At 58.3% G+C, this 19,858-nt stretch carries 15 protein-coding genes; 4 read left to right on the forward strand and 11 right to left on the reverse strand.

What is annotated here, in order from left to right:
• Positions 1-44: 44 nt before the first annotated feature.
• The 5 genes from LAO20_21330 to LAO20_21350 all read right to left on the reverse strand — a co-directional run bounded on the left by LAO20_21330 (position 45) and on the right by LAO20_21350 (position 5,904).
• Complete coding sequence (locus tag LAO20_21330) at positions 45-332, reverse strand: hypothetical protein (protein MBZ5533981.1); 288 nt, start codon at positions 330-332, stop codon at positions 45-47.
• A 46-nt stretch (positions 333-378) separates the two neighbouring features.
• Complete coding sequence (locus LAO20_21335) at positions 379-3,570, reverse strand: glycoside hydrolase (protein MBZ5533982.1); 3,192 nt, start codon at positions 3,568-3,570, stop codon at positions 379-381.
• A gap of 253 nt (positions 3,571-3,823) precedes the next feature.
• Positions 3,824-4,528 carry a sigma-70 family RNA polymerase sigma factor gene (locus LAO20_21340; protein ID MBZ5533983.1) on the reverse strand — a complete coding sequence of 235 codons (705 nt, stop codon included), beginning with the start codon at positions 4,526-4,528 and terminating at the stop codon, positions 3,824-3,826.
• A 166-nt stretch (positions 4,529-4,694) separates the two neighbouring features.
• Positions 4,695-5,198 carry a hypothetical protein gene (locus LAO20_21345; GenBank protein MBZ5533984.1) on the reverse strand — a complete coding sequence of 168 codons (504 nt, stop codon included), beginning with the start codon at positions 5,196-5,198 and terminating at the stop codon, positions 4,695-4,697.
• 178 nt (positions 5,199-5,376) lie between these two features.
• Entirely contained in the window at positions 5,377-5,904 is a 528-nt protein-coding gene (locus tag LAO20_21350) for a hypothetical protein (protein MBZ5533985.1), read from the reverse strand.
• Between the two features lie 15 nt (positions 5,905-5,919).
• Here LAO20_21350 and LAO20_21355 point away from each other — a divergent pair, with 15 nt between their 5' ends.
• Positions 5,920-7,755, forward strand: a complete 1,836-nt coding sequence (locus LAO20_21355) for a TOMM precursor leader peptide-binding protein (GenBank protein MBZ5533986.1) — start codon at positions 5,920-5,922, stop codon at positions 7,753-7,755.
• Here the strand turns inward: LAO20_21355 and LAO20_21360 are convergent.
• The 4 genes from LAO20_21360 to LAO20_21375 all read right to left on the reverse strand — a co-directional run bounded on the left by LAO20_21360 (position 7,729) and on the right by LAO20_21375 (position 12,121).
• The gene (locus LAO20_21360) at positions 7,729-9,885 is read right to left on the reverse strand and encodes a protein kinase (GenBank protein ID MBZ5533987.1); all 2,157 of its coding nucleotides are present in this window, start codon (positions 9,883-9,885) and stop codon (positions 7,729-7,731) included. The two genes, LAO20_21355 and LAO20_21360, sit on opposite strands and share 27 nt — an antisense overlap.
• Positions 9,858-10,427 carry a sigma-70 family RNA polymerase sigma factor gene (locus tag LAO20_21365; protein MBZ5533988.1) on the reverse strand — a complete coding sequence of 190 codons (570 nt, stop codon included), beginning with the start codon at positions 10,425-10,427 and terminating at the stop codon, positions 9,858-9,860. The genes LAO20_21360 and LAO20_21365 overlap by 28 nt, the downstream gene beginning before the upstream one ends.
• Before the next feature lie 156 nt (positions 10,428-10,583).
• A complete protein-coding gene (locus tag LAO20_21370) occupies positions 10,584-11,126 on the reverse strand; it encodes a hypothetical protein (GenBank protein MBZ5533989.1) in 543 nt (180 codons plus the stop codon).
• 287 nt (positions 11,127-11,413) lie between these two features.
• A complete protein-coding gene (locus tag LAO20_21375; protein ID MBZ5533990.1) occupies positions 11,414-12,121 on the reverse strand; it encodes a sigma-70 family RNA polymerase sigma factor in 708 nt (235 codons plus the stop codon).
• A 393-nt stretch (positions 12,122-12,514) separates the two neighbouring features.
• Between LAO20_21375 and LAO20_21380 the strand changes: the two genes are divergently transcribed.
• The gene (locus LAO20_21380; protein MBZ5533991.1) at positions 12,515-13,210 is read left to right on the forward strand and encodes an oxidoreductase; all 696 of its coding nucleotides are present in this window, start codon (positions 12,515-12,517) and stop codon (positions 13,208-13,210) included.
• Between the two features lie 154 nt (positions 13,211-13,364).
• The gene (locus LAO20_21385; protein ID MBZ5533992.1) at positions 13,365-15,302 is read left to right on the forward strand and encodes a prolyl oligopeptidase family serine peptidase; all 1,938 of its coding nucleotides are present in this window, start codon (positions 13,365-13,367) and stop codon (positions 15,300-15,302) included.
• A gap of 191 nt (positions 15,303-15,493) precedes the next feature.
• On the opposite strand, the gene LAO20_21390 is transcribed toward LAO20_21385, so the two are convergent.
• Together LAO20_21390 and LAO20_21395 are read right to left on the reverse strand one after the other, a co-directional pair.
• A complete protein-coding gene (locus LAO20_21390) occupies positions 15,494-16,672 on the reverse strand; it encodes a right-handed parallel beta-helix repeat-containing protein (protein ID MBZ5533993.1) in 1,179 nt (392 codons plus the stop codon).
• 238 nt (positions 16,673-16,910) lie between these two features.
• Complete coding sequence (locus LAO20_21395; protein ID MBZ5533994.1) at positions 16,911-17,897, reverse strand: nitrilase; 987 nt, start codon at positions 17,895-17,897, stop codon at positions 16,911-16,913.
• Positions 17,898-18,120: 223 nt separating this feature from the next.
• On the opposite strand from LAO20_21395, the gene LAO20_21400 reads away from it, so the two are divergent.
• Positions 18,121-19,344: a hypothetical protein gene (locus LAO20_21400; GenBank protein ID MBZ5533995.1), complete on the forward strand. Its 1,224-nt coding sequence runs from the start codon at positions 18,121-18,123 to the stop codon at positions 19,342-19,344.
• The last annotated feature ends 514 nt before the right edge of the window (positions 19,345-19,858 follow it).

Consider the following 19,858-nt stretch of genomic DNA (forward strand, 5'->3'; position numbering starts at 1 on the left):
GGTTACTTTGAGTGGATAAATAGTGTCAATCAGCTTTTGCTGACTCAGCGTAGCGTAGAACCGCGCGATTTCTTGCCTGTGCTTCCGAAGAATGCGCCATACGCCGCAAACACGATCGCACCGTAACAAACAGCGTCAACCACAACCATCACGACATGAAAGGGCTTCATGGGCCCATGGACACCAACTGTAAACATCGCGACCAGAAATCCCGGGAGTTCCAGAAGACTGGGCCAGTCGCCTTGAACCTTGTACTCGAGCCATACAAACAGCAATGACAAACAAGCTCCAACTATCAAGGAGACGAATATTCTTTTTGCTGACGAAGTCATGCTTTTTCTTTTTCAGCGTGGACGTACACGATCGCGTCAACCGCTGTTATTCTTCGTCCTTGTCCCTCGCCGTCGCGGTCGCCCGCGCTGGGAGCGAAGCCGACTGCAGCTTTACTTCCGGCAGGTTGGCTTTCTTCAACTGTTGATTCAGCGCGGGAATTTCTTTCTCTTCGATCTCCCGCCACTGTTTCATGAGTGGCGCAACTTGCTTTTCAAGTTCAGGGATGGCGGCGGCCGCTTGCGTGGTGGGCGTGTCGTCGGCTTCCTGCAGCACGTTAAGCAGCGCCAGATAGCGCGTCTTCAATCCTCCCAGCGACGGAGCGTCCGTCCCGGCGCCAGGCCTGCGGCCTCCGCCACCGGCCAGCGTTTGCAGCTTCTGGTCAAGCGCGTTGACCGCGGCCAGCGTATCACCCTGCGCGGTTTTCAGGACGTCTTTAAGTTGTTTGCGAATCGCTGCAATTTCCTCCGCTGCCGGCGACAACGCCAGCAACTGTGTGTAAAGCTGCTGGGAAAGCTTGAACTGCTGCTGCAATCCAACCAGAGGCGTTTTCACCCGCGGGTCCATTTTGAGAGTAAGGGGCTGCGAGTAGCTCTTGCCGTTGGCGGTGAGCACAACCGTGTACTGGCCCGGCATGGCCCACGGCCCGGTAGGCTGGGGCACAGTGTTGTGGGCCACGGCGGCAATGGGATACTCAGCTTCAACGCCGGGTAGCGGCGCATAATGTATGTCCCATAGCCAGCGATGCATGCCCGCCGCGGCGGACATCACCTGGGACGGCCGCACCCAGTACGTGGGAATGTTGAGCATCGGATCAACCGGATCTGGTTTGTCCGCGCTCGAATACTTGCGGACAGCTTTGCCCGCCGCGTCCTTAATCTCAATAGTCACCGGCCCGCTCGCCGCTGACTGCAAGTAGTAGTTGATGACCGCGCCGTCCGGCGGATTTTCTCCGGCAGGGAAGTCCGGCGGCAGCGGCGTGTCAGTATTCATGTTCCAGCGGACGCGAATCGCGGTTTGCGGCTTGAACAGGTGCGCTTCCGCCGAAATCGTCTTCGGCTCGATTTGCCGCAGCGGCGTGATGTCATCCAGGATCCAGAAGCCGCGGCCATGCGTCGCGGCGACGAGATCATCATTCTTGATGATGACGTCGCGCACGGAACTGGGCGCCATGTCCAGCCGCAGTGACTGCCAGTGGTCGCCATCGTCAAACGAAACGTGCACGGCGCGCTCCGTCCCGGCGAACAGCAGTCCGCGGCGGACGGGATCTTCTCGCACGGCGTTCACGTTTTCATTGGCCGGAATGCCGTTGACGATCTCCGTCCACGTCTTGCCGCCATCGCGCGTGCGCAGGATGTGCGGACGCAGATCGTCCAGGCGAATGGTATTGATGGCCGCGTACGCGGTCTGTGCGTCAAAATGGCTGGCCTCAATGATGGAAACTTTCTGGAACGGCGTCATGCCAAGCGGCGTGACTTCCGTCCAGTGGGCGCCGCCGTCGGTGGTCAGGTGGATGCGGCCATCGTCCGTGCCCGCCCATATGCGGTTGATGTCCAGCGGTGACGGCGCAACCGCGTAAATCACGCCGCGCTGCGTGGCTTTGGCCGTGGGCTCGGAGCGAAACTTGCCGATGGTTGCCGGGACTTCAAAGTCCTTGCGCGTCAGGTCGGGCGAGATCTGCTGCCAGTTGCGTCCGCCGTCGGCGGTCTTCCACAGAGTGTTCGTCGCGAAGTAAAGAATGTGCGGATTAATCGGAGAGAAGACGATTGGCTCAGTGCGCAGCACGCGGAAATCCGGTCCGCGAAACGGCTTGGGCATGATGTTCTGTGCCTGGCCGGTGCGGCGATCGTAACGCGTGAGCTTGCCGCCATAAATTATGTCGGGATTGAGCGGGTCGGGGACCACGTATCCATATTCTTCCGCTGCCACGGGATGCCACTCGCGGATGGTCACCTGCCCGTCATCGCCACGGCTGGAGACGCATGCCGAACCGCTCTCCTGCTGGCCGCTGCACAGGCGATAGGGAAACGCGTTGTCGGCGTTCACGTGATACATCTGCGCGGTGGGCTGGTTGTACCAGCTGCTCCATGTTTCGCCGCCGTTGACGCTGACAATGGCGCCCTGGTCGCTGGTGAGGATGATTGTCTTGGGATCGTTGGGATTGATCCAGATGCCCTGGTAGTCGTCGCCACCGGGAGCGCCGCGGAAGCCGGTCCACGTCTTGCCGCCGTCGGTGGACTTCCAGGTGACCGTGCTGGTGACGTAGACGGTGTCAGGGTTCTTGGGATCAAAACGCGGGACTGACAAGTCACCGCCGCCGATGCGTCCCGCCGGACGCGTGTCCGTCGTCGCTTGCGTCCAGGTCGCGCCGGCGTCATCCGAGCGGAACAGCGCCACGCTCGCCGGCTTGAATCCCACCGACGCGAACAGGCGTTTGGGGTCGCTATCTGAAATGGCGATGTGCGCCTGAATGATTTCTTTCGGCAGGCCGCCCGCAAGCTGCTGGAAGGTGGCGCCGCCGTCAGTGGATTTGAAGATGCCGCCGCGCGAGCCGTTCCACGCGCCGTTCTCCCACGGCCCCTGGCGCGCTTCCCACAGCGTGGCGTAAACAATGTTGGAGTCCGTGGGATCAATCAGGACGTCGTCAGCGCCGACGTTTTCGTTTACGTCTTTGTTCTTGCCCTCTGAATTCTTGGCGTCCGCGTTTTTGTCTTCTATCGGCAGCACCTTTTGGAAGCTCTGGCCGCCGTCGGTGGAGCGATACAAGCCACGCTCAGCGTTGGGCCCGTAGGGATGCCCCGCGACCGCCGCAAACACCTTATTCGGATCGCGCGGATCAACCGCGAGGCCGGGTATCTGCTGGCCATCGCGCAAGCCGAGGTGCGTCCACGTTTTGCCGGCGTCAGTGGATTTGTAAATACCGTCGCCGACGGAGAGATCCGGGCGATGCAGCCCTTCGCCGCTGGCGACGTACACCACATTCGGGTCCGACGCCGCCACTGCGACAGCTCCGATCGACCCGGAGGGCTGGTCGTCAAAGATCGGCTTCCAGGTGCGACCGTAGTCGTTGGTCTTCCACACTCCGCCATTGCACACGCCGATGTAAAACACGCTGGGCTGACTCGGCACCCCGGCAACGGCGCGCGTGCGTCCACCACGGTAGGGCCCGATGGAGCGCCAGTGGAGGGATTGCAGCAGATCCGGGGCGACCGTGGCCAGCGGAGCGGGCTGGGGCTGCATAGTGGCATGAGGGGTGCGCTGTGGAGATGATAGCTTCGCCGAGGCTTGCGGCGGTTGCTTGGGCTGCGGCGGCTGCTGGGCAAAAGCAGCTACGGCAAAAAGGGCTGTGATGGCGAGCACGCGGTGTAGAAATGAGGGCACGGTATCCTCCTGGGGGGAAGGAGGAGGATACCGCAAAGCAGGGATGCCGCAAAGGCGCGTTGCGGGCTTGTTGCCAAGCTGAAGGGGAGAACGCGCTTGGGTAGTTGGGTTTCTAGTCGTCGTCCGTGGAGGACTTGCCGGTCAGTCCTTCGCGCACCAAGCGAGTCAGGCGCAAGAGAGTGCTTTCCACTCCCTTGACAGTCAGCCCGATGCGAGGAAGGCGGGCGATGGCCCTGGCCGTGAAGCCCTGAACGTAATACAACCAAAAGATGGCGTAGTCTCGCGCGAAATTTGGGCCGGCTGCGCGGACTTCAAGGCACTCGCTGATTTCCTGGAACAGGATTTCCCGCTCCATATTACGCATGGATGCGCTGCCGTCAGCGCGGCTCGTGCTCGCTGGCTCCAATTCCTCGGCTTCCTTGCCACTACCACGCTTCTGGCTGTAAGAGCTGCGGAAGTAGTCGTGGACAACATGGGATGCCACGACCTTCAAAAACCCATACAGCGCGTTGTCATGCTCACAGTCGAACTCGCGCAGGGCCTTGAAATCGTTGGCGCAGAGCTTGAGATAGGTCTCCTGGACCAGATCGTCGACCGTGGCGGGGGAAGGACTTCTCCAGCGACGCATGGCCTTGACGATGACGCCGGCAATCACCGGCTGGGTACGGCGGACGAATTCGGACCAGGAGGCTTGGTCATTGGAGTGTAGACAGGTGTGCAGCAGACGAAAAACCTCTATACCCTGAAGGGCGGGGTAACCAACCGAGACGGCGAATTGAAAGTCGCGCAACTTTCCATATGCATCATGGTCTTTCATGGCATTTCCTTTTTTGGCCCAGACCGTCCTCGAGGGGAAAGTGGCCGCCCCTGATAGTTGATCTGTGGCTTCTAGTCGGAAATGCGCAATTTCAGCGCAAAAAGGGACACGTCCGGCCAAAAATGGGACGCGTCCCTTCAATCGGGATCAAACTACGGGTTACGTGCTATCTTTTGGTTGAATCCGGCGCAAGACGTGCTGACTGCGTTACAAACTTGCGCGTTGCTGCAACCCAATCCGGCCATAGTCCCGGAAGGTTTCTGATGTCCGTGCCATAAGGAAGGATTTTGACGGCGTAAGCGTAGTAGCGTTCTTCGCCCTGGTATTGGCCGTCAATTCCCTCGCATAAGGTCAGGCAGTACGACACAGAGCCGCTCCTGCCGTTAGCATCCCATCGAACCGTGACCATCTTACTCGCTGCAGACGTTAACAGGATCCCGGTCTGAGTTAGCGGCATCTGGGCCAGCTTAGCGGGGTTGTCTACAACGATAATATCGGTAAGCCAGTCCGGCGACCCGTGGATCGGGTCTGTATCATTGGGCGCTTCAGGCCTGGGAAGAGAGAAAAAATAGGCAAATTCGCCAGTAACTCTTGGCTTACTTGTATCCGGCGTACCGTCTGCCTTCAAGAACTGCAGTGTTACTCCAGCTTGACTTGCTCTAACACCCATTTTCGACTCCTTTCTGGGCTAGGTAAAGGCCTGCCTTAGCACAAAAGATTTCTTGCAGACGCAACATGATACTTGCCTGTACCGCCAAATGCTGAAGTACCAGAGAAATGGGGACATTTTGCGCAGAAAGAATTACTCCGACGACTGATGTCCCCGATCCCTTCATCTGGCAGCGTGCTTAGGGTTTCTTGGCGGTGGCTGCGCTGCTGGTCTTAAGAGCTTTGAAGGCTTTGAGCGCATCAATTACAACCCCGTTGCTGGGGTCCACGCTTAACAGAGCAATGTCAGCATCCCCAGGAAGCACCAGCAATGTGTCGGTAATGGCGCGATCGTCACCTGGATGCTGTGTGAGGTTCTGCAGTGGCGCCAACGTAACGCTTTCTTGTTCTTCTCCCGAGCTGTCATGGGTGTCCCACAGGACATGCACCTGCAAACTCGAAGTTGACGTCATTGCGTCGAGCGTGTGGTGGGCCTTCATAGCGGCCAGCTTTGCCGAGGTATCCGCGACAAGCACGTCTGTCAGCCAGTCTTTGGAACCGAGCCCTGGCCCCGGGCTTGGCGGGTCCGGCTGTCCTCGGAGTTGTACACGCGGTGTGGAGAAAAACTTCACGTGCTTGGCAAATACACTGCCAGGGCCCCTTGGCGTCACTCCATCCTTTTCGACGAACTTGAGCGTTACTCCATTGGGGTGCGGTAGTAATCCCATTTTCTGCCTCCTCTCATGCCTTTTCTGGTCTTGCGATGGTTGCTTTGTGCGCGGATACCGCTTACTATCACCGATCAACCGGGGTCAAAATCGCAAGTTTTCCATGCGGATTTTTCATCAACCTCCGCACTGCACTCGTTTATGTCGATCGTTATCTTTTTGAACGAAAACCGAGGTGCTTTACCTTTTCGCGAAGAGCTTCTTCGTCGAATAGCCTTCATTGAGCCCTATCTGCGCATCATCATTGGGTTTGGTTTGGCTGACCTCACGGGCCTACAGGCGACGGGAAACGCTGCTGCTCTTCTGGTCATTGCAAGGAAAGGCTTTATCACGATTGGTCCGCTTTATCAGCCGGGAGCGTCCGCGTGTTTTGCCTGTTTGGGCCATTGGCTTTCGATCTCAAACACCGATCTCAACGTTTCCTCTTCTTCCTGGCCCGGCCGGGCTGAGGCGCGCGCGGCGGCAGACTTGATTGATCAAGTACTCTCGACACGCAATGCTCAACAGGAGTTGCGGTGCGCGATCCGGACCTTTGACCTTTCCCAACAGAGTCGTTCGATCCATCCCGTTTATCCCTTGCGTGACTGCCCAAAGTGCTCTGCAGTTACGGTCTCTGGGGCTTGGGGGTTGCGAATTCATTGCAGTTCCCTTACCGGGATTGTTAAGAAAATGGAGATCACCACAACCCGCACGGCTGGCGCCTACAGGGCGCTGGCAACCTGGGCAAGTCCACTTCCCTTAGGCCACGCCCGGCCTTTACTAAAAGCGCAGGAGTCTCATGGACGCGGCAGGACTCGCGAAGAAGCGGAACAGGGATGCATCGGAGAAGCGCTGGAACGTTACAGCCTCATCTATCGCGGCGATGAACCATTGCAGCGCGCCCGCCTCGGGGATGTTCCCGGAGTGGACCCTCGAGAAATCCTGCTTTACAGCGAACAACAATATGAATCCCGGGAGGAATGGAATCGCACAGCCGACGAGCGCTACTTCGTCGGCGAACGCTTTGATCCCACGCAAGCGATCGACTGGTTCCCGGGGCTCGATCTGACAGGTGGCACCGAGATCCGGTTGCCCGCCGCTTGCGTCCTGATGTGGTACATGTTTCGCGCCGGAGAGCCCGAATATGCGCGCGCGGACACCATTGGATGTGGCAGCGGATGGACTGTCGAGGACGCCCTGGTCCACGCTCTATTGGAATGGATTGAGCGCGATGCGATGGCACTCTGGTGGTATAACCGCATTAGGCGCCCTTCGGTCAAACTTGAATCGTTTGACATGCCGGAATTGGTCGGCGTGCGCGATGACCTGCGCAGAATAGGCCGCGACTTTTTCCTGTTGGATTGCACAACGGACCTCGGCATTCCGACTTATGTTTCTGCTGCACCGCGCTTTGACGGCACGGAGCTATTGTACGCAGGAGCCAGCCATCTCTCGCCGCGAATCGCCGCCTGGAAAGCCGCCAGCGAAGTGGGCCAACTCTGGTTCGGGGCGGTTCATAAACAGGCGGTCGACGTGGAGCTGAAAGCTTGGCTGGCTCACTCCATTGATAAACAGAATTACCTGTCACCCACCTCCGAAATCGAAGCACCCCAAGAACCGACACCGCTAAACCCAGGGGAACAAGTGAAGGTGATTATTGATCGCATGAAAGGAGCTGGGTTGCGTGTCTGCATGGCCGATTTGAGCCGGAACGACGTGATTCTAAAGACGGTTCGAGCAGTTGTTCCTGGAATGCGCCATATCTGGAACAGACGCGCTCCCGGACGACTTTACGATGTTCCAGTGCGCCTTGGCTGGCTGGACTCGCCGCTCCAGGAGAGCGAACTAAATCCCATCTGTTGTATGATCTAATCCGATAAAATGAAGACGCTTGAGTAATGAGGTATAGCGAGGATCTTTTCGCAGCGGCTCGATCACCGGACTGGTTGCGAGTGAGAGCAAAGTATTGTCCCTTCGCTGGTACGCAGTTTCGAGAACTGCGAAAGCGGCGTCATTCTCGTGCAACCCAGCGTAAACACCCGCCAGTAACAGGCCATCAACTTCATTCCCCGCGGACGCGGCTTCAATTTGCGACGTAAGGTCCCGCGCGGCCACAAAATTGCCTTCGTACTGTTTCAAGGATGCTCGCTCCACCAGAACGGTTAGCGGATTGAGTTTCAATTTTTCGGCTAAGGTCAATTCGTCGTCCGCCTCGTTGAAACGTCCTTCTAGCTTTAACAATCGAGCGTACAAATATCGAGTGAGGTTAACATTTGGAAAACTTATCAGTTGCTCGTCCATGTGTTGGTGAAATCTCGACAATTGGCCAGACGTCCAGTATAAAAAGGCCAACTCGCACCAGATGTTCGGATCGCGCTGATGAGTCAATCTAAGGGCCAGTTGATCATGCTGTTCTGCTTCCTTAAACTTGCCTTTTTTACGCAGATGCACACCGAACCAGTAGTGAATCTGACCGTCATCCGGACTCGACCGCAGTGCCGCCTCAAATGAGCCTTCTGCTTTGGGCCATTCGTCAAAATCAAGTGACTGCGTCCAGCCCAACGCGCCTTGCGCTTTGCCCAGCGTGGGATCAAGTTGAATGGCGATGTTCGCTGCCTTGCGTGCTTCTGGTAATGCGATATTGCCATCAATGAAGCGTGCGTTGCTGGCTGCCGCATACGCGTAGGCGAGCTCGGCCCATGCCTGCGCCCATCTTGGCTCCAAAGCGGTGGCGCGCTTGTACTCGCTGATCGCCTTGGTGAACCCGTCCTTCGATAGATTCTCGATTGCAACTCGGGCCAAATCCACAGCGGCCTGGGCCTCGGGGTTGATGTGGTGAGGACGGAAGACGAAGATTGCGATTACTACGGACAACACGAGTGCCATCGCCATAAGAAGCCGTAGGGGCCACTTACGTGGAGGCGAAGTAACTAGCAACTTCAAGACCTCCGCTACAGAAGATGGACGTTCTGCTGGGTCTCTCTGCAAGCAACACTGGATTGCCCACTCCCAGCTTCTGTTCACATCAGGAGCCGCCTTTCGGAGGTGCGTAGCTGGCTTCGACAGCCTTTTCCAAGCTCCACCGTAGCCAAATGGTTTAGTCCCGGTGACCATTTCATACAGCACCAATCCCAGTGCATAAATGTCGCTCTGGAGGGTAGCGCGGCCCTCCTCCAACTGTTCCGGGGCCATGTAGTCCGGCGTGCCAAGCATTTTGCTGGCCTGGGTGAGAGCGGGTTGGGCCGGGTTCTCTGGCAAGCGGCCGGCGATGCCGAAGTCGGTGATCTTGACCTGGAAGCCGTCTCTCTCGGGAACCAGCACAAGGTTCGAAGGTTTAAGGTCGCGATGGATGATTCCGGCCGCGTGCACGGCGCCCAGGCCGGCGATGATTTGCCGCGCCAAGGGAAGCGCTTCGTCGGTACTGAGGCGGCCCTTGGTTTTGAGATACTCACCCAGGGTCTGGCCCTGAAGCAGTTCCATGCTCAAGACGGAGATGGTTTCGTTTCCAGCCTGGTGGCGCAGGCTTTCAAAGATCCGGCACACATTGGGATGAGTTACTTTTCGGGCCAACTGGATCTCACGCCGGAAGCGCGCGGTAAACATCTCATTGGAAGAGACTTCAAAACGCAGGGTCTTCAGGGCGACCCGTTCGTCCAGTTCCTGATCGAAGGCCTCATAGACCTCCCCCATACCGCCCTTGCCGATCAAACGAACGACCTTGAAGCGATTGCAAAGGACATCCCCGGGAGAAAAGCGCTGGGGCTCTTCGAGATCATCGAGAAAGTTGGCGACGAAAATCAGGGGCTGATGCAGAAAATCGCCAGCCTGCTCCTGGGAAGCGAGCAGCCTGGAGACCTCTTCAGCCAGTGAAGGGTCTTCCTCGCTCAGCCGTGACAGGAACGCAGCGCGTTCAGGCGGAGCGAAGGCCAGGGCTGATTCAAAGAGTTCTTTGACCCGTTCCCATTCCTCGGCAACTATTTTGTTATCTCTGCGTAAAGCCAAGCTCGAGCCACGCTCCAATCGCGTTTGACAGTACGGACTGAAATCCCTAATAGATGGCTGATTTCTTCTTCTGTGAGCCCCCCAAAGAACCTAAGCTCAACAATCCGGCTTAGGCGGTGGTCAAAGGCTTCAAGTTTGGAAAGCGCGTCGTCCAGGACAATCAACTCCTCCGGGCTCAGGATGCCGGGGGCAGCAACCTCAAAATCATAGAGCGAGACCGGCTGTTCTCCCCCTCCACGCTTGCCGGCATTGTGTTTCCGCGCATGATCGACCAGAATCTGGCGCATCAAACGTGCCCCGATGCCTAGAAAGTGGGCCCGATTCTGCCAATTCTGTTCTGTTTGCTCTACCAGCCGAAGGTAGGCCTCATGAACAAGAGCCGTGGGCTGCAAAGTATGATCGGGCCGTTCCCGGCGAAGATAGCCGGCTGCAAGGCGACGCAGCTCATCATAGACAACAGAAAAAAGCTGGGCCTCCGCGTCCTTCTTGCCGCTACGCAGATCGTTGAGGAGACGAGTAACTTCTCCAGTATGAGGGTCCATGAACTTAGCTGATGCGGATTTTAATCCAGTGTGGCGCGAATTCAGCAAAAAAGCGATACATGATCCAGGATAGAGGCGGCAGGCTGGGGAGATGGCCGGAGCCAGGGGTGGGGAAGAGCGTCTAGGGGCTAGCGTGTCCTGATTCCTAGTGTTTTCTTATTCCTTCGAAGGATCGGTCTCGGAACTGGATTTTGGCGCACTGGCCATCTTATTCGCCAGCTTCCTTTGCCAGTTTGGCGATCCGCTTTGCAGTTTGCCGAGTACTGCCTGATCTTCGGTGCTGAGATCGTCCGCAAAGTCTTCCGTGTACCTCCTCAAGATCGGCCCGCAGTGGTCGCACTGGGCGGCGTGCTGGAGCAAGTGGCCGGCCTGGTCAGCAGGGGACAGGCCCGCGGCCAGGTCGCGGAGGTCGTCTTCGGAGGGGCAGTCCGGACGAGGAGCAGCACGCACAGAGGGATCCACGTTCACAGAGGTCTCCGTGTTAACAGGTGCGTCCGTCAATAGCGCGAGGTGGGAGCGCGCGGAGGTAAGCACACGGGCGCGGCAAGCCGGACACTCGTCCAGGTGCGCCTCGATCTTCTGGACCAAATCCTCGTGGTCCTTACCTGGCGTCTGTTCCTGGTCCGTCCCCGCTAAGGAACCCCGTTCCCCGTAGTGCTCGACTTGAGCATCGTTCAGATGCTCAAACTGTTGGTCCACTTTGCCCACATCTCCCTTATATCAACGTAACGCGGACCGTCTGCCCTTTTTGCCGCATTCGATTTTGTTGAAAACCACCGACGTTGCGGCAAAGTTGATGACTCTTTTCAAAGCGCTAGATGATGTTGAAACCGCCAACGTATGTCGCAAACCGCGCCCTTTTCACAGGGGTTTGATGGTGCTGAGACTTGTTGATGTATATCGCGAAACGATATAACTCTTTTCTTTCTATCATTTGCGGGAGCCACTCGCCTTGCTCCAGCGACGGGACGCCGGCGTCGGCCTCCCTATGAAGGCCGCCCTGGGCTAAGTTTACTTTGTCGCGCCACCTTGCCGGGCCGGTCACGTCCAGAGGTCTTCTTCTTTCTTAACGGAGGGTTGCCCATCCGCTCGCGCACCAACCGGGTCGTGCGCAGCAAGCTGCTCTCCACGCCTTTCACTGTAAGGCCGATTCCGGGTAAACGAGAGATGGCTTTGGCTGTAAGTCCTTGCCGGTAGTAGAGCCAGAAGAGGGTGCAGTCGCGGGTAACGTTGTCGTCAGAAGGCTGGCACACCAGGCATTTCTCGATTTCACGTATGAGCACCTCGCGTTCCATGGCGTCGGCAGGGCGGTTGTCGGCGGCAACGCTGTGTTGGATCACTTCCAGGTCTTCATCGTCGCGTCCACTGCCGCGTTTCTGGCTGTAGGTGCTGCGGAGGTGGTCTTGAACCACGTTGGAGGCCACACATTTGAGGAAGCCGAAGAACGAATGGTCGTGCTCAAAGTTGAACCGGCGTAAAGCCCGGCAGTTGTTGGCAAAAAGCTTGACGTAGGTATCATGGACCAAGTCATCCACCACTTCGGGCGTAACACGAGCCCAGCGGCGTATGCTCTTGAGCACCACGCCGGCTATCAGTGGCTGAAAACGACGCACGAATTCCAACCACATGGCTTCATCTTGCTGGGCGAGACAAAGCTGCACTAATTCTTGCGATGACAGCTCTTGAGGGTCCATTTCTTGAAGCGGCTGACGCATTCTAGCGCAGGATTAGCTAATTCAGAGAACGGTTTTGTGAACTATTTTGCAAGAGAGATCCCCTAAAGCCTTAGATGAATGTTGAAAGCCAAAACTAAGTAGCGGAAGCTGGTTTCGGGGCCGCAGCTGCACTCTAATGACTACTTAAAGTTCAACGCGATATTCCTACTCTTGCAGATGCAAGACTGCTAGGATTCAACGATCCAGCGCTGTTTCGCAAACATCCAGGTCGTTTTCATACGATTAACCAAGTATGTTTCTCCAGGCCACCTTGAGAGGTGGATCGGGTAAAAGAGTGATAATGTGCGGTTGGCGCTAATCGGCCAGTCAAGGAGGCAGAGAATCCAAGGCATCGGGAAGGAACATCACTTAATGAATTCACGCACCGCGGTGCTGTTGGGCTCGTCCGGCATGGTAGGCGGCTTTTGCTTGACGGCGCTGCTGGAGTCGCCGGACTATGGGCGAGTGGTGGTCATGGCGCGGCGCGCGTTCCCCGTTCCCTCCGACCCCAAGGTGACCCTGAAGGTGGTTGATTTCGATCATCTCTCCGCTGCGGATTTTGCCGGCGCAAACGACCTCTTCTGCGCCTTGGGCACGACCATCCGCAAGGCGGGGACGCAGGAAGCGTTCCGCCGCGTAGACCTGGAGTATCCGCTGGCCGCAGCCAAGCACGGACTCAGGGCGGGCGCGACGCAGTTTCTTCTGGTGTCGTCGGCCGGCGCCGACGCGGCTTCCAAGAACTTCTACCTGCACACCAAGGGCGAACTTGAACAGAAGCTCGGCGAATTAGGGTACAGGGCCCTGAAGATTTTCCGTCCTGGACTGCTGCTGGGCAAGCGGGAAGAGGTGCGTCCCGGAGAACGCTTCGCCAGCCGAATTGCGCCGTTTATCAATTTCACGCTGTGGGGACCGCTGCGGCATTATCGCTCGATCGCGGCGGAAACCGTGGGCAGAGCGATGGTCGGGGCAGCGACGCAAGACCAGAGCGGAACGAGCTTCTATGAGTACGACCAGATCAGCAAGCTGGCGGAAGCATTCAGCAGTCAGCACTCAGCATCCAGCAGTTAGTCTTGCATCCAGCTAACAAAACTCTGACAGCCGCAGTCTGAACCTGGTTGACGCGCCTCTCTCCGCGCAATTACGCTTCTTTCGCCAACGTGGAGGAAAGATGAAACAGTTCCAGCGAGTCTCAGCACTTCTCCTGCTTGCATTGCTGGTAGCGATGCCGGCTCTCGGCCAGGCCAACGCGGCGGCGCAGCCGGCGATTATCCGGCCGGGCGACAACCTGGTGGTGGAAAACATCCCGGCGATTCCGGCCGCGGTGGCGGAAAAGAGCAACCAGTACGGGGAATTCCGCGGCGCCGGTTTTCAGTCCTGGGACCCGGTAAAGCGCGAAATGCTGATCGGCACGCGTTTTGGTGACGTCCCGCAGATCCACATGGTGAAGATGCCGGGCGGCGCGCGCACCCAGCTCACGTTTTTCCCGGACCGCAACGGCGGAGCGCACTATGGCCCCCAAGGCGATTACTTCACCTTTACCAAGGACGTCGGCGGCGGCGAGTGGTTCCAGATTTATCGTTATGACGTGGCCAACGGCAACGTGACCCTGTTGACCGACGGCAAGTCTCGCAACGGGGGGCGCAGTTTCGCCCACAATGACAGCCGCATCGCCTACACCTCCACGCGCCGCACAGGCAAGGACACCGACATCTGGGTGATGGATGTAACCGACCCCAAATCTGACCACATGCTGCTGCAGCTTGAAGGCGGCGGCTGGGGCGTGGCCGGCTGGTCGCCGGACAACAAGAAGCTGCTGGTGCTGGAGGGCATTTCCGCCAATCGAACGTTTCTCTGGCTGGCTGACGTGGCCACGGGCGAAAAGAAATTGCTCACGCCGAAGGGCGGCGAAGAAGTCGCTTACAGCGGCGGTCCGTTCAGCAAAGATGGCAAGGGCTTCTACAGCGCCACGGACCGTGATTCGGAATTTCAGCGTCTGGCGTATTTCGACCTGGCCACCATGCAGCCCACTTTCTTGACCAGCGAAATAAAGTGGGACGTGGACGAACTTGACTTGAGCGAAGACGGCAAGACGCTGGCGTTTGTCACCAATGAAGACGGCCTCAGCAAGCTCTACCTGATGGATACGGCCACGCGCAAGTATCGCCCCGTGAGCGGGCTTCCGGCAGGGCAGGTCTTTGGCGTGACCTTCCACAAGAACAGCCGCGACCTGGCGTTCGTAGTGAACGCCGCACGCTCCACCTCCGACATCTATTCCATGGACATTTCCACCGGCAAGATTGACCGCTGGACATACAGCGAAACCGGCGGCCTGAACACCGCAAGCTTTTCCGAGCCGCAACTGATCAAGTGGAAGACCTTTGACGGCAAGACGATCTCCGGCTTCCTCTATCAGCCGGACGCCAAAAAGTTTCCCGGCAAGCGTCCGGTGATCGTGAACATCCACGGCGGACCGGAAGGGCAGTTCCGCCCGGGCTTCCTGGGACGAAACAACTACTACCTCAACGAGCTTGGCGTGGCGCTGATCTTCCCCAACGTGCGCGGTTCTTCCGGCTACGGCAAGACGTTTTTGAAACTCGACAACGGCACCAACCGCGACCACACGCACAAAGACATTGGCGCGCTGCTGGATTGGATCAAGGACAACCCAAACCTCGACGCTGACAAGATCATGATTACCGGCGGCAGTTACGGCGGCTACATGACGTGGGCCGTGGCCTACGAGTACAACGATAAGATCAAGTGCTCGCTGCCGATTGTGGGCCCGTCGAACCTGGTGACGCTGCTGGAGCATACGGAAGCCTATCGTCGCGACCTGCGCCGCGTGGAGTACGGCGACGAACGCGATCCCAAGATTCGCGAATACCTGGAAAAGACCGCGCCGCTGAACAACTCGGAAAAGATCCGCAAGCCGGTGTTTGCCGCCGTGGGCAAGAATGATCCGCGCGTTCCCTGGACCGAATCACGCCAAATGCTGGACAAACTGAAGGGCAACAGCATCACCACGTGGTTCCTGATGGCCAACGACGAAGGCCATGGCTACGCCAAAAAGAAAAACCAGGATTTCCTGTTCTACGCCACGGTAATGTTCGTGCGGCAGTTTCTGCTGGGCGAGAACGTGGGCGCAGGCGGAACACAGTAGATTGCCAAAATTGCCAGAATTGCCAAAATCGCCGAAATTGAAAGGCCGTAACGGATCTTGGGTTTTCAATTCCCCGATTACCCGATTATGGCAATTACAAATTTCCTCCCTTCCTCCGTGTTTCAAAGGTTTTGCTCTCCCTAGGGGGATATAGGGCCGCATCGCTGCGGCCCTTGGCTTCACGGCCGGAATCAGTGAATCGGATTCACCTGAAACGCCGTCCCGCATTTCTTGGGTTTATAGGTACTCACGTCGCCGGAGACCAGAGAGCCGTTGTTGCAGTTCAGAGCCAGGTTGCCGGCGGTGGCCGTGATGGTGTCATTGGCGGCAAACTTGAGTACGGACAAAGTGTTCAAGATCACCGCGTCACCGGTATTGCTGTTGATGGTGTTGCCGCCCAGGCTGTTCAGCACCGAGCTGAGGTCCACCAGGACTCCCGTGCCGGTATTGCTGGAGATGGTGATCCCGCCGTCAAGGTAAGCGTCAGAATGGTCGGTGATCTCGATCCCGCCGCCGCCGTTGCTATTAATCTGCGTGGCGCCGGAGAACTCGCAATGGCTGGTTTCTCCGCAATGTACGCCGATGCCGGAGTTGTTGTTGATGATGCCATCCGACATCATCATGGTGCTGGTGTGGATGACCACCAGCCCAAACGAGCCCCCGTTGCCGATGATGCGGTTGTCGCCGCTGATGTCGGCTTCCGCGCTGTTGGCAACTTCCACGCCTGACGTGCCGTTGTTGCTGATCACGTTCTGCGTTCCAGGAGTTACGCCGTCGCCGCCATTCAGGATCAGATGCCCGGTGAGGACGGCGATTCCAATCCGCCCGTTACCGGTCACGTTGGTGCCGGTCACGTCACTGTCCACGTAGAAGGTGCCGCCGCCGATGCTGATTCCCGAACGCGTGCTGTTCTGGACGGTGCTGTCGGCAATGTGGACCAGAGAATCAATGCTGGTCAGGCCAATGCCCAGGCTGTTCTGGATGGTGACGCTGGTGAAATCCACCCGCGAATTGTCATTGACCAGCGCGCCGCGGCCACCATCGAAGGTGAGGTTCTGAATCCCCACCCGTTGTGAGGCAGCGATGGCCAGCAGGTGACCATTGGGATTGCCGGGCACCACGGTTGCCGTCGGGTTGCCGAAGATGCTCAGGTCGGTCCGGCCAAACATCACCACATTCTCATGGCAGGTACCTGTGACTGAAATGGTATTTGGCCCGGCCGCCGGTAGGCTGGCCAGCGCCGCGCCGATGGTGATGAAAGCTCCGGGCGTTGCTCCGGAACAATCAACCACTGCGCTACCGGCAAAACTCATGACCGGTAAAAGAAGAAACAAGAGACAGAGCAATACCCTGATGCCGGAAGATTTCATTGGTGCAGCTCCTTGAATTTGATGTGGGGACCCTTGGGGCAATTGGTGGTAGGCAGCAGCAGCTTATGTCGAACCCCTGCGGCTGTCAACCGGGGTAGTGCGAAATGTTTGCGATGCGTTGCAGGTTTTTGTGCCTGAGAACGCAAGAATGACATTTTTTGGCACACTGCATCCTCAAAAAATCTACTTTTTGGCCAAGTAAGGACCCGCGCCACTCCGATTCGCGTCGCTGTCACCGTCAGGACTTTCGTTTCGCGGCGGCTGATGCCACTGCCACCACCGGTTTGGGACGGTCGTCCACGATCAGGCGAAAGATGTCCGGACGCGAATAGTGCCCAACCGCATCAAAATCAAACTTGGCTTTCGGCAACTGCTTGCGGTCCAGTTCGGCCACCAGGATGGCCTCATCGTCAAAGTTTGGTCCGGCAAGAAACTTGCCGAAAGGATCAACAATGCAGCTGCCGCCGCGCGAAATCACCGTTTCCGGTGCTTCGCCAAACGCCGTCTGGTAGGCGGCGGGAAAATCTTTGCGCCGATTGAACTGGTTGCAACCCAGGACAAAGCACCGGCCCTCCAGGGCAATGTGCTGCATGGTGGCCGGCCAGGTATCGCGACAGTCAGCGGTGGGCGCGCAATAGATCTCAATGCCCTGCGAATACATGTAGGTGCGCAGCAACGGCATGTAGTTCTCCCAGCAGATCACCGCGCCCAGGCGTCCCAGCGGAGTATCGAAGACCGGCAGCGTGGAGCCGTCACCGTAGCCCCAGATCAGCCGCTCAGAAGCAGTGGGCATGACCTTGCGATGTTTGCCTAGCAGCGTGCCATCGGGCGCGAAGAACAGCACGCAGCAGTACAGCGTGCCGCGTTCACGCTCGATCACGCCCATCACCAGATAGACGGAGTTCGACCGTGCTGCGCGACCCAGCGCTTCAACTGCCGCGCCCGGGACTTCCACAGCGCTCTCAAAGTAACGCCGGAAGTCTTCACGGCCGGCCTCACTGCGCGCTCCAACCACGGCGCCAAAGTCCAGCCCGCGCGGGTAGCCGGAAACAAACGCTTCCGGAAACAGCACAAGTTCCGCGCCTTGGCGGGCGGCGTCGCGGGTCAGGTCTGCCGCCTTTTCCAGCGTTCGTTTGCGGTCAAACGCCACCGAGGCGGCCTGTACCACTGCCACGCGGACCGCATCCGGGGGAATGGATTTTTCACGGCGATGGTTGTTCTTCATGGCTGAACCCAAGACTATACATCTCGTCCGCAAAACCTGTTGCTGCGGGACCTTTCGCGCTTCCCGATGCTTAACCGCTGTTTTATTGGAAAGTCTAATTACCGTGCCTGTGCGGACCACAGTAAGTGGTGTATTAACAAATACTTACAATAAACATGTTCGCAAATGCCTCCACTGGGAGCAAAATAGAAAATTGCCTCCGGGAGAGGTGTGTTTGTCCGCAGTGTCGAGCCTGATAACGAGATGGGCAACTACGCTGGCTGTGTTGCTGGCCGCGTCGCTGAGCATGCCTGCGGCCTGTCTCGCCCAATCCGCCGACGCCGACACTCCGCGCAAGCCCGCCGAACCTGACATCTCGCGCAAAGCCGCTGAAGCCGACGCCCAATTCCTCTTCACCCAGGGCGCGCATCCGCGGTTTGAATCGGCCAGCAAAGTTTCGCCTGAGGCGGAAGCTGCCATCCGCCAGCAGCGTATCTTTAGCGTCCCGCATTTCTCCGGCTCGTTCGCGTCCGACGGGCGCACGGTTCCGTATACCATCGTTGGCGCGCGGCCGCAAAGCGGCGGCACCACGCAGATTCCCACGCAGATTCTTCCCATCTCCATGATCTTTGACGGCTACGTGGACGAGAACGGCGATCCGCTGGTGCTCGACCCCGAACCGATTCTGGCGCGCGTCAAGGGCTCGCCCAACTTCCGTGCCGCGCAGTACTCCACGGGCTTCACCCAGTTTGCTGACGCGGTGCAGCGCGCGCAGTTCTTCAAAGCCATGGGCGATGACTGGCACACCCTGCTCGGCGCGCCGCAAATGCTCAAGCCGCTGCGCATTGAAGTGCCCGCGGGCTGGGCCAAGGTGTACCGCAACCACGGCACCGGAGCGGTGTACGCCGTGGTGGACGGCGCGTTCTTCGTTTCCCAGCTCAACACCGTAGTGCAACTGGCGGACCTGAAAGTGGACGCGCTGCCCATCGCCCTGACCATGAATGTTTTCCTGGCGCCGGAGGCCGACCCCAAGCGCTGCTGCGTGCTCGGCTTCCATACCGCGTTTGACGCCGGCCAGCGCGGCGACGTGCAACTGGTGCAAACCCTGGTCTGGGCCAGCTGGACCGAACCCGGCATCCTCGGCCCCACACTGGCGGACGTAACTCCCATGAGCCATGAAATTTCCGAGTGGATGAACGATCCCTTCGGCACCAACCTGGTGCCCGATTGGCAATATCCTCTGGGCGCCGGCGGATGCCAGAACACTCTGGAGACGGCCGACCCGCTGGCCACCCATCCCGCCGCCGGCTTCCCGGTGACCATTGACAACTTCACCTACCATCCGCAGAACCAGGTGCTGCTGCAGTGGTTCGCGCGGCAGTCTCCGTCGGACGCCTTCGACGGCGCGCTGACCTTCCCCGACCAAACGCTGCTGACGAGAGTTTCGCAGCCTTGCACAGTTAGGTAGTCTCTTCGTCTAGGTAGTCCTTCCGACTTCATTCCTCCACTCGAGCCTTTTTCTTTATCCCGAGCGTTCTTGCTTGAGGGCCGCAGGCCCGAAACCCTGAGCGAAGCCGAAGGGGAGATATCCCTATCGAGAAGTGTGGACCGCAGGCGCCCTCGCCTGCGCTGAGGAATCGTGTGCCACAGGCACCGGGGTCCCCGAACGCGCGCTTCGCGTGGCGGGGTGGAATCACTCCTGCCTGTGCGTCTTCTGACTTAGCATCCCCTGCCCCTACCCGTTCATCCCCGGAAAATAAGGATTTAACTCAAGTCATCCCCGGCGTTGGTTTTTCCGATGACCCGATCACCCGATGGCCAGATCACCGATCTTGAGGGGGGTACCCCTTGTATCTGTTATTCAGCGGCAAATGGTAATGGACAATGTCGCTGCGAGGGATCCGAAGGCCTTTCGAACCCCTCGCGTGGCGGACGGCGCCCGTTTCCCCTCAGGCTACAACCGCGGGGGAGCTTTGGGACCG

The organism is Terriglobia bacterium, assembly GCA_020072815.1.
Taxonomy (GTDB): Bacteria; Acidobacteriota; Terriglobia; order Terriglobales; family Acidobacteriaceae; genus Angelobacter.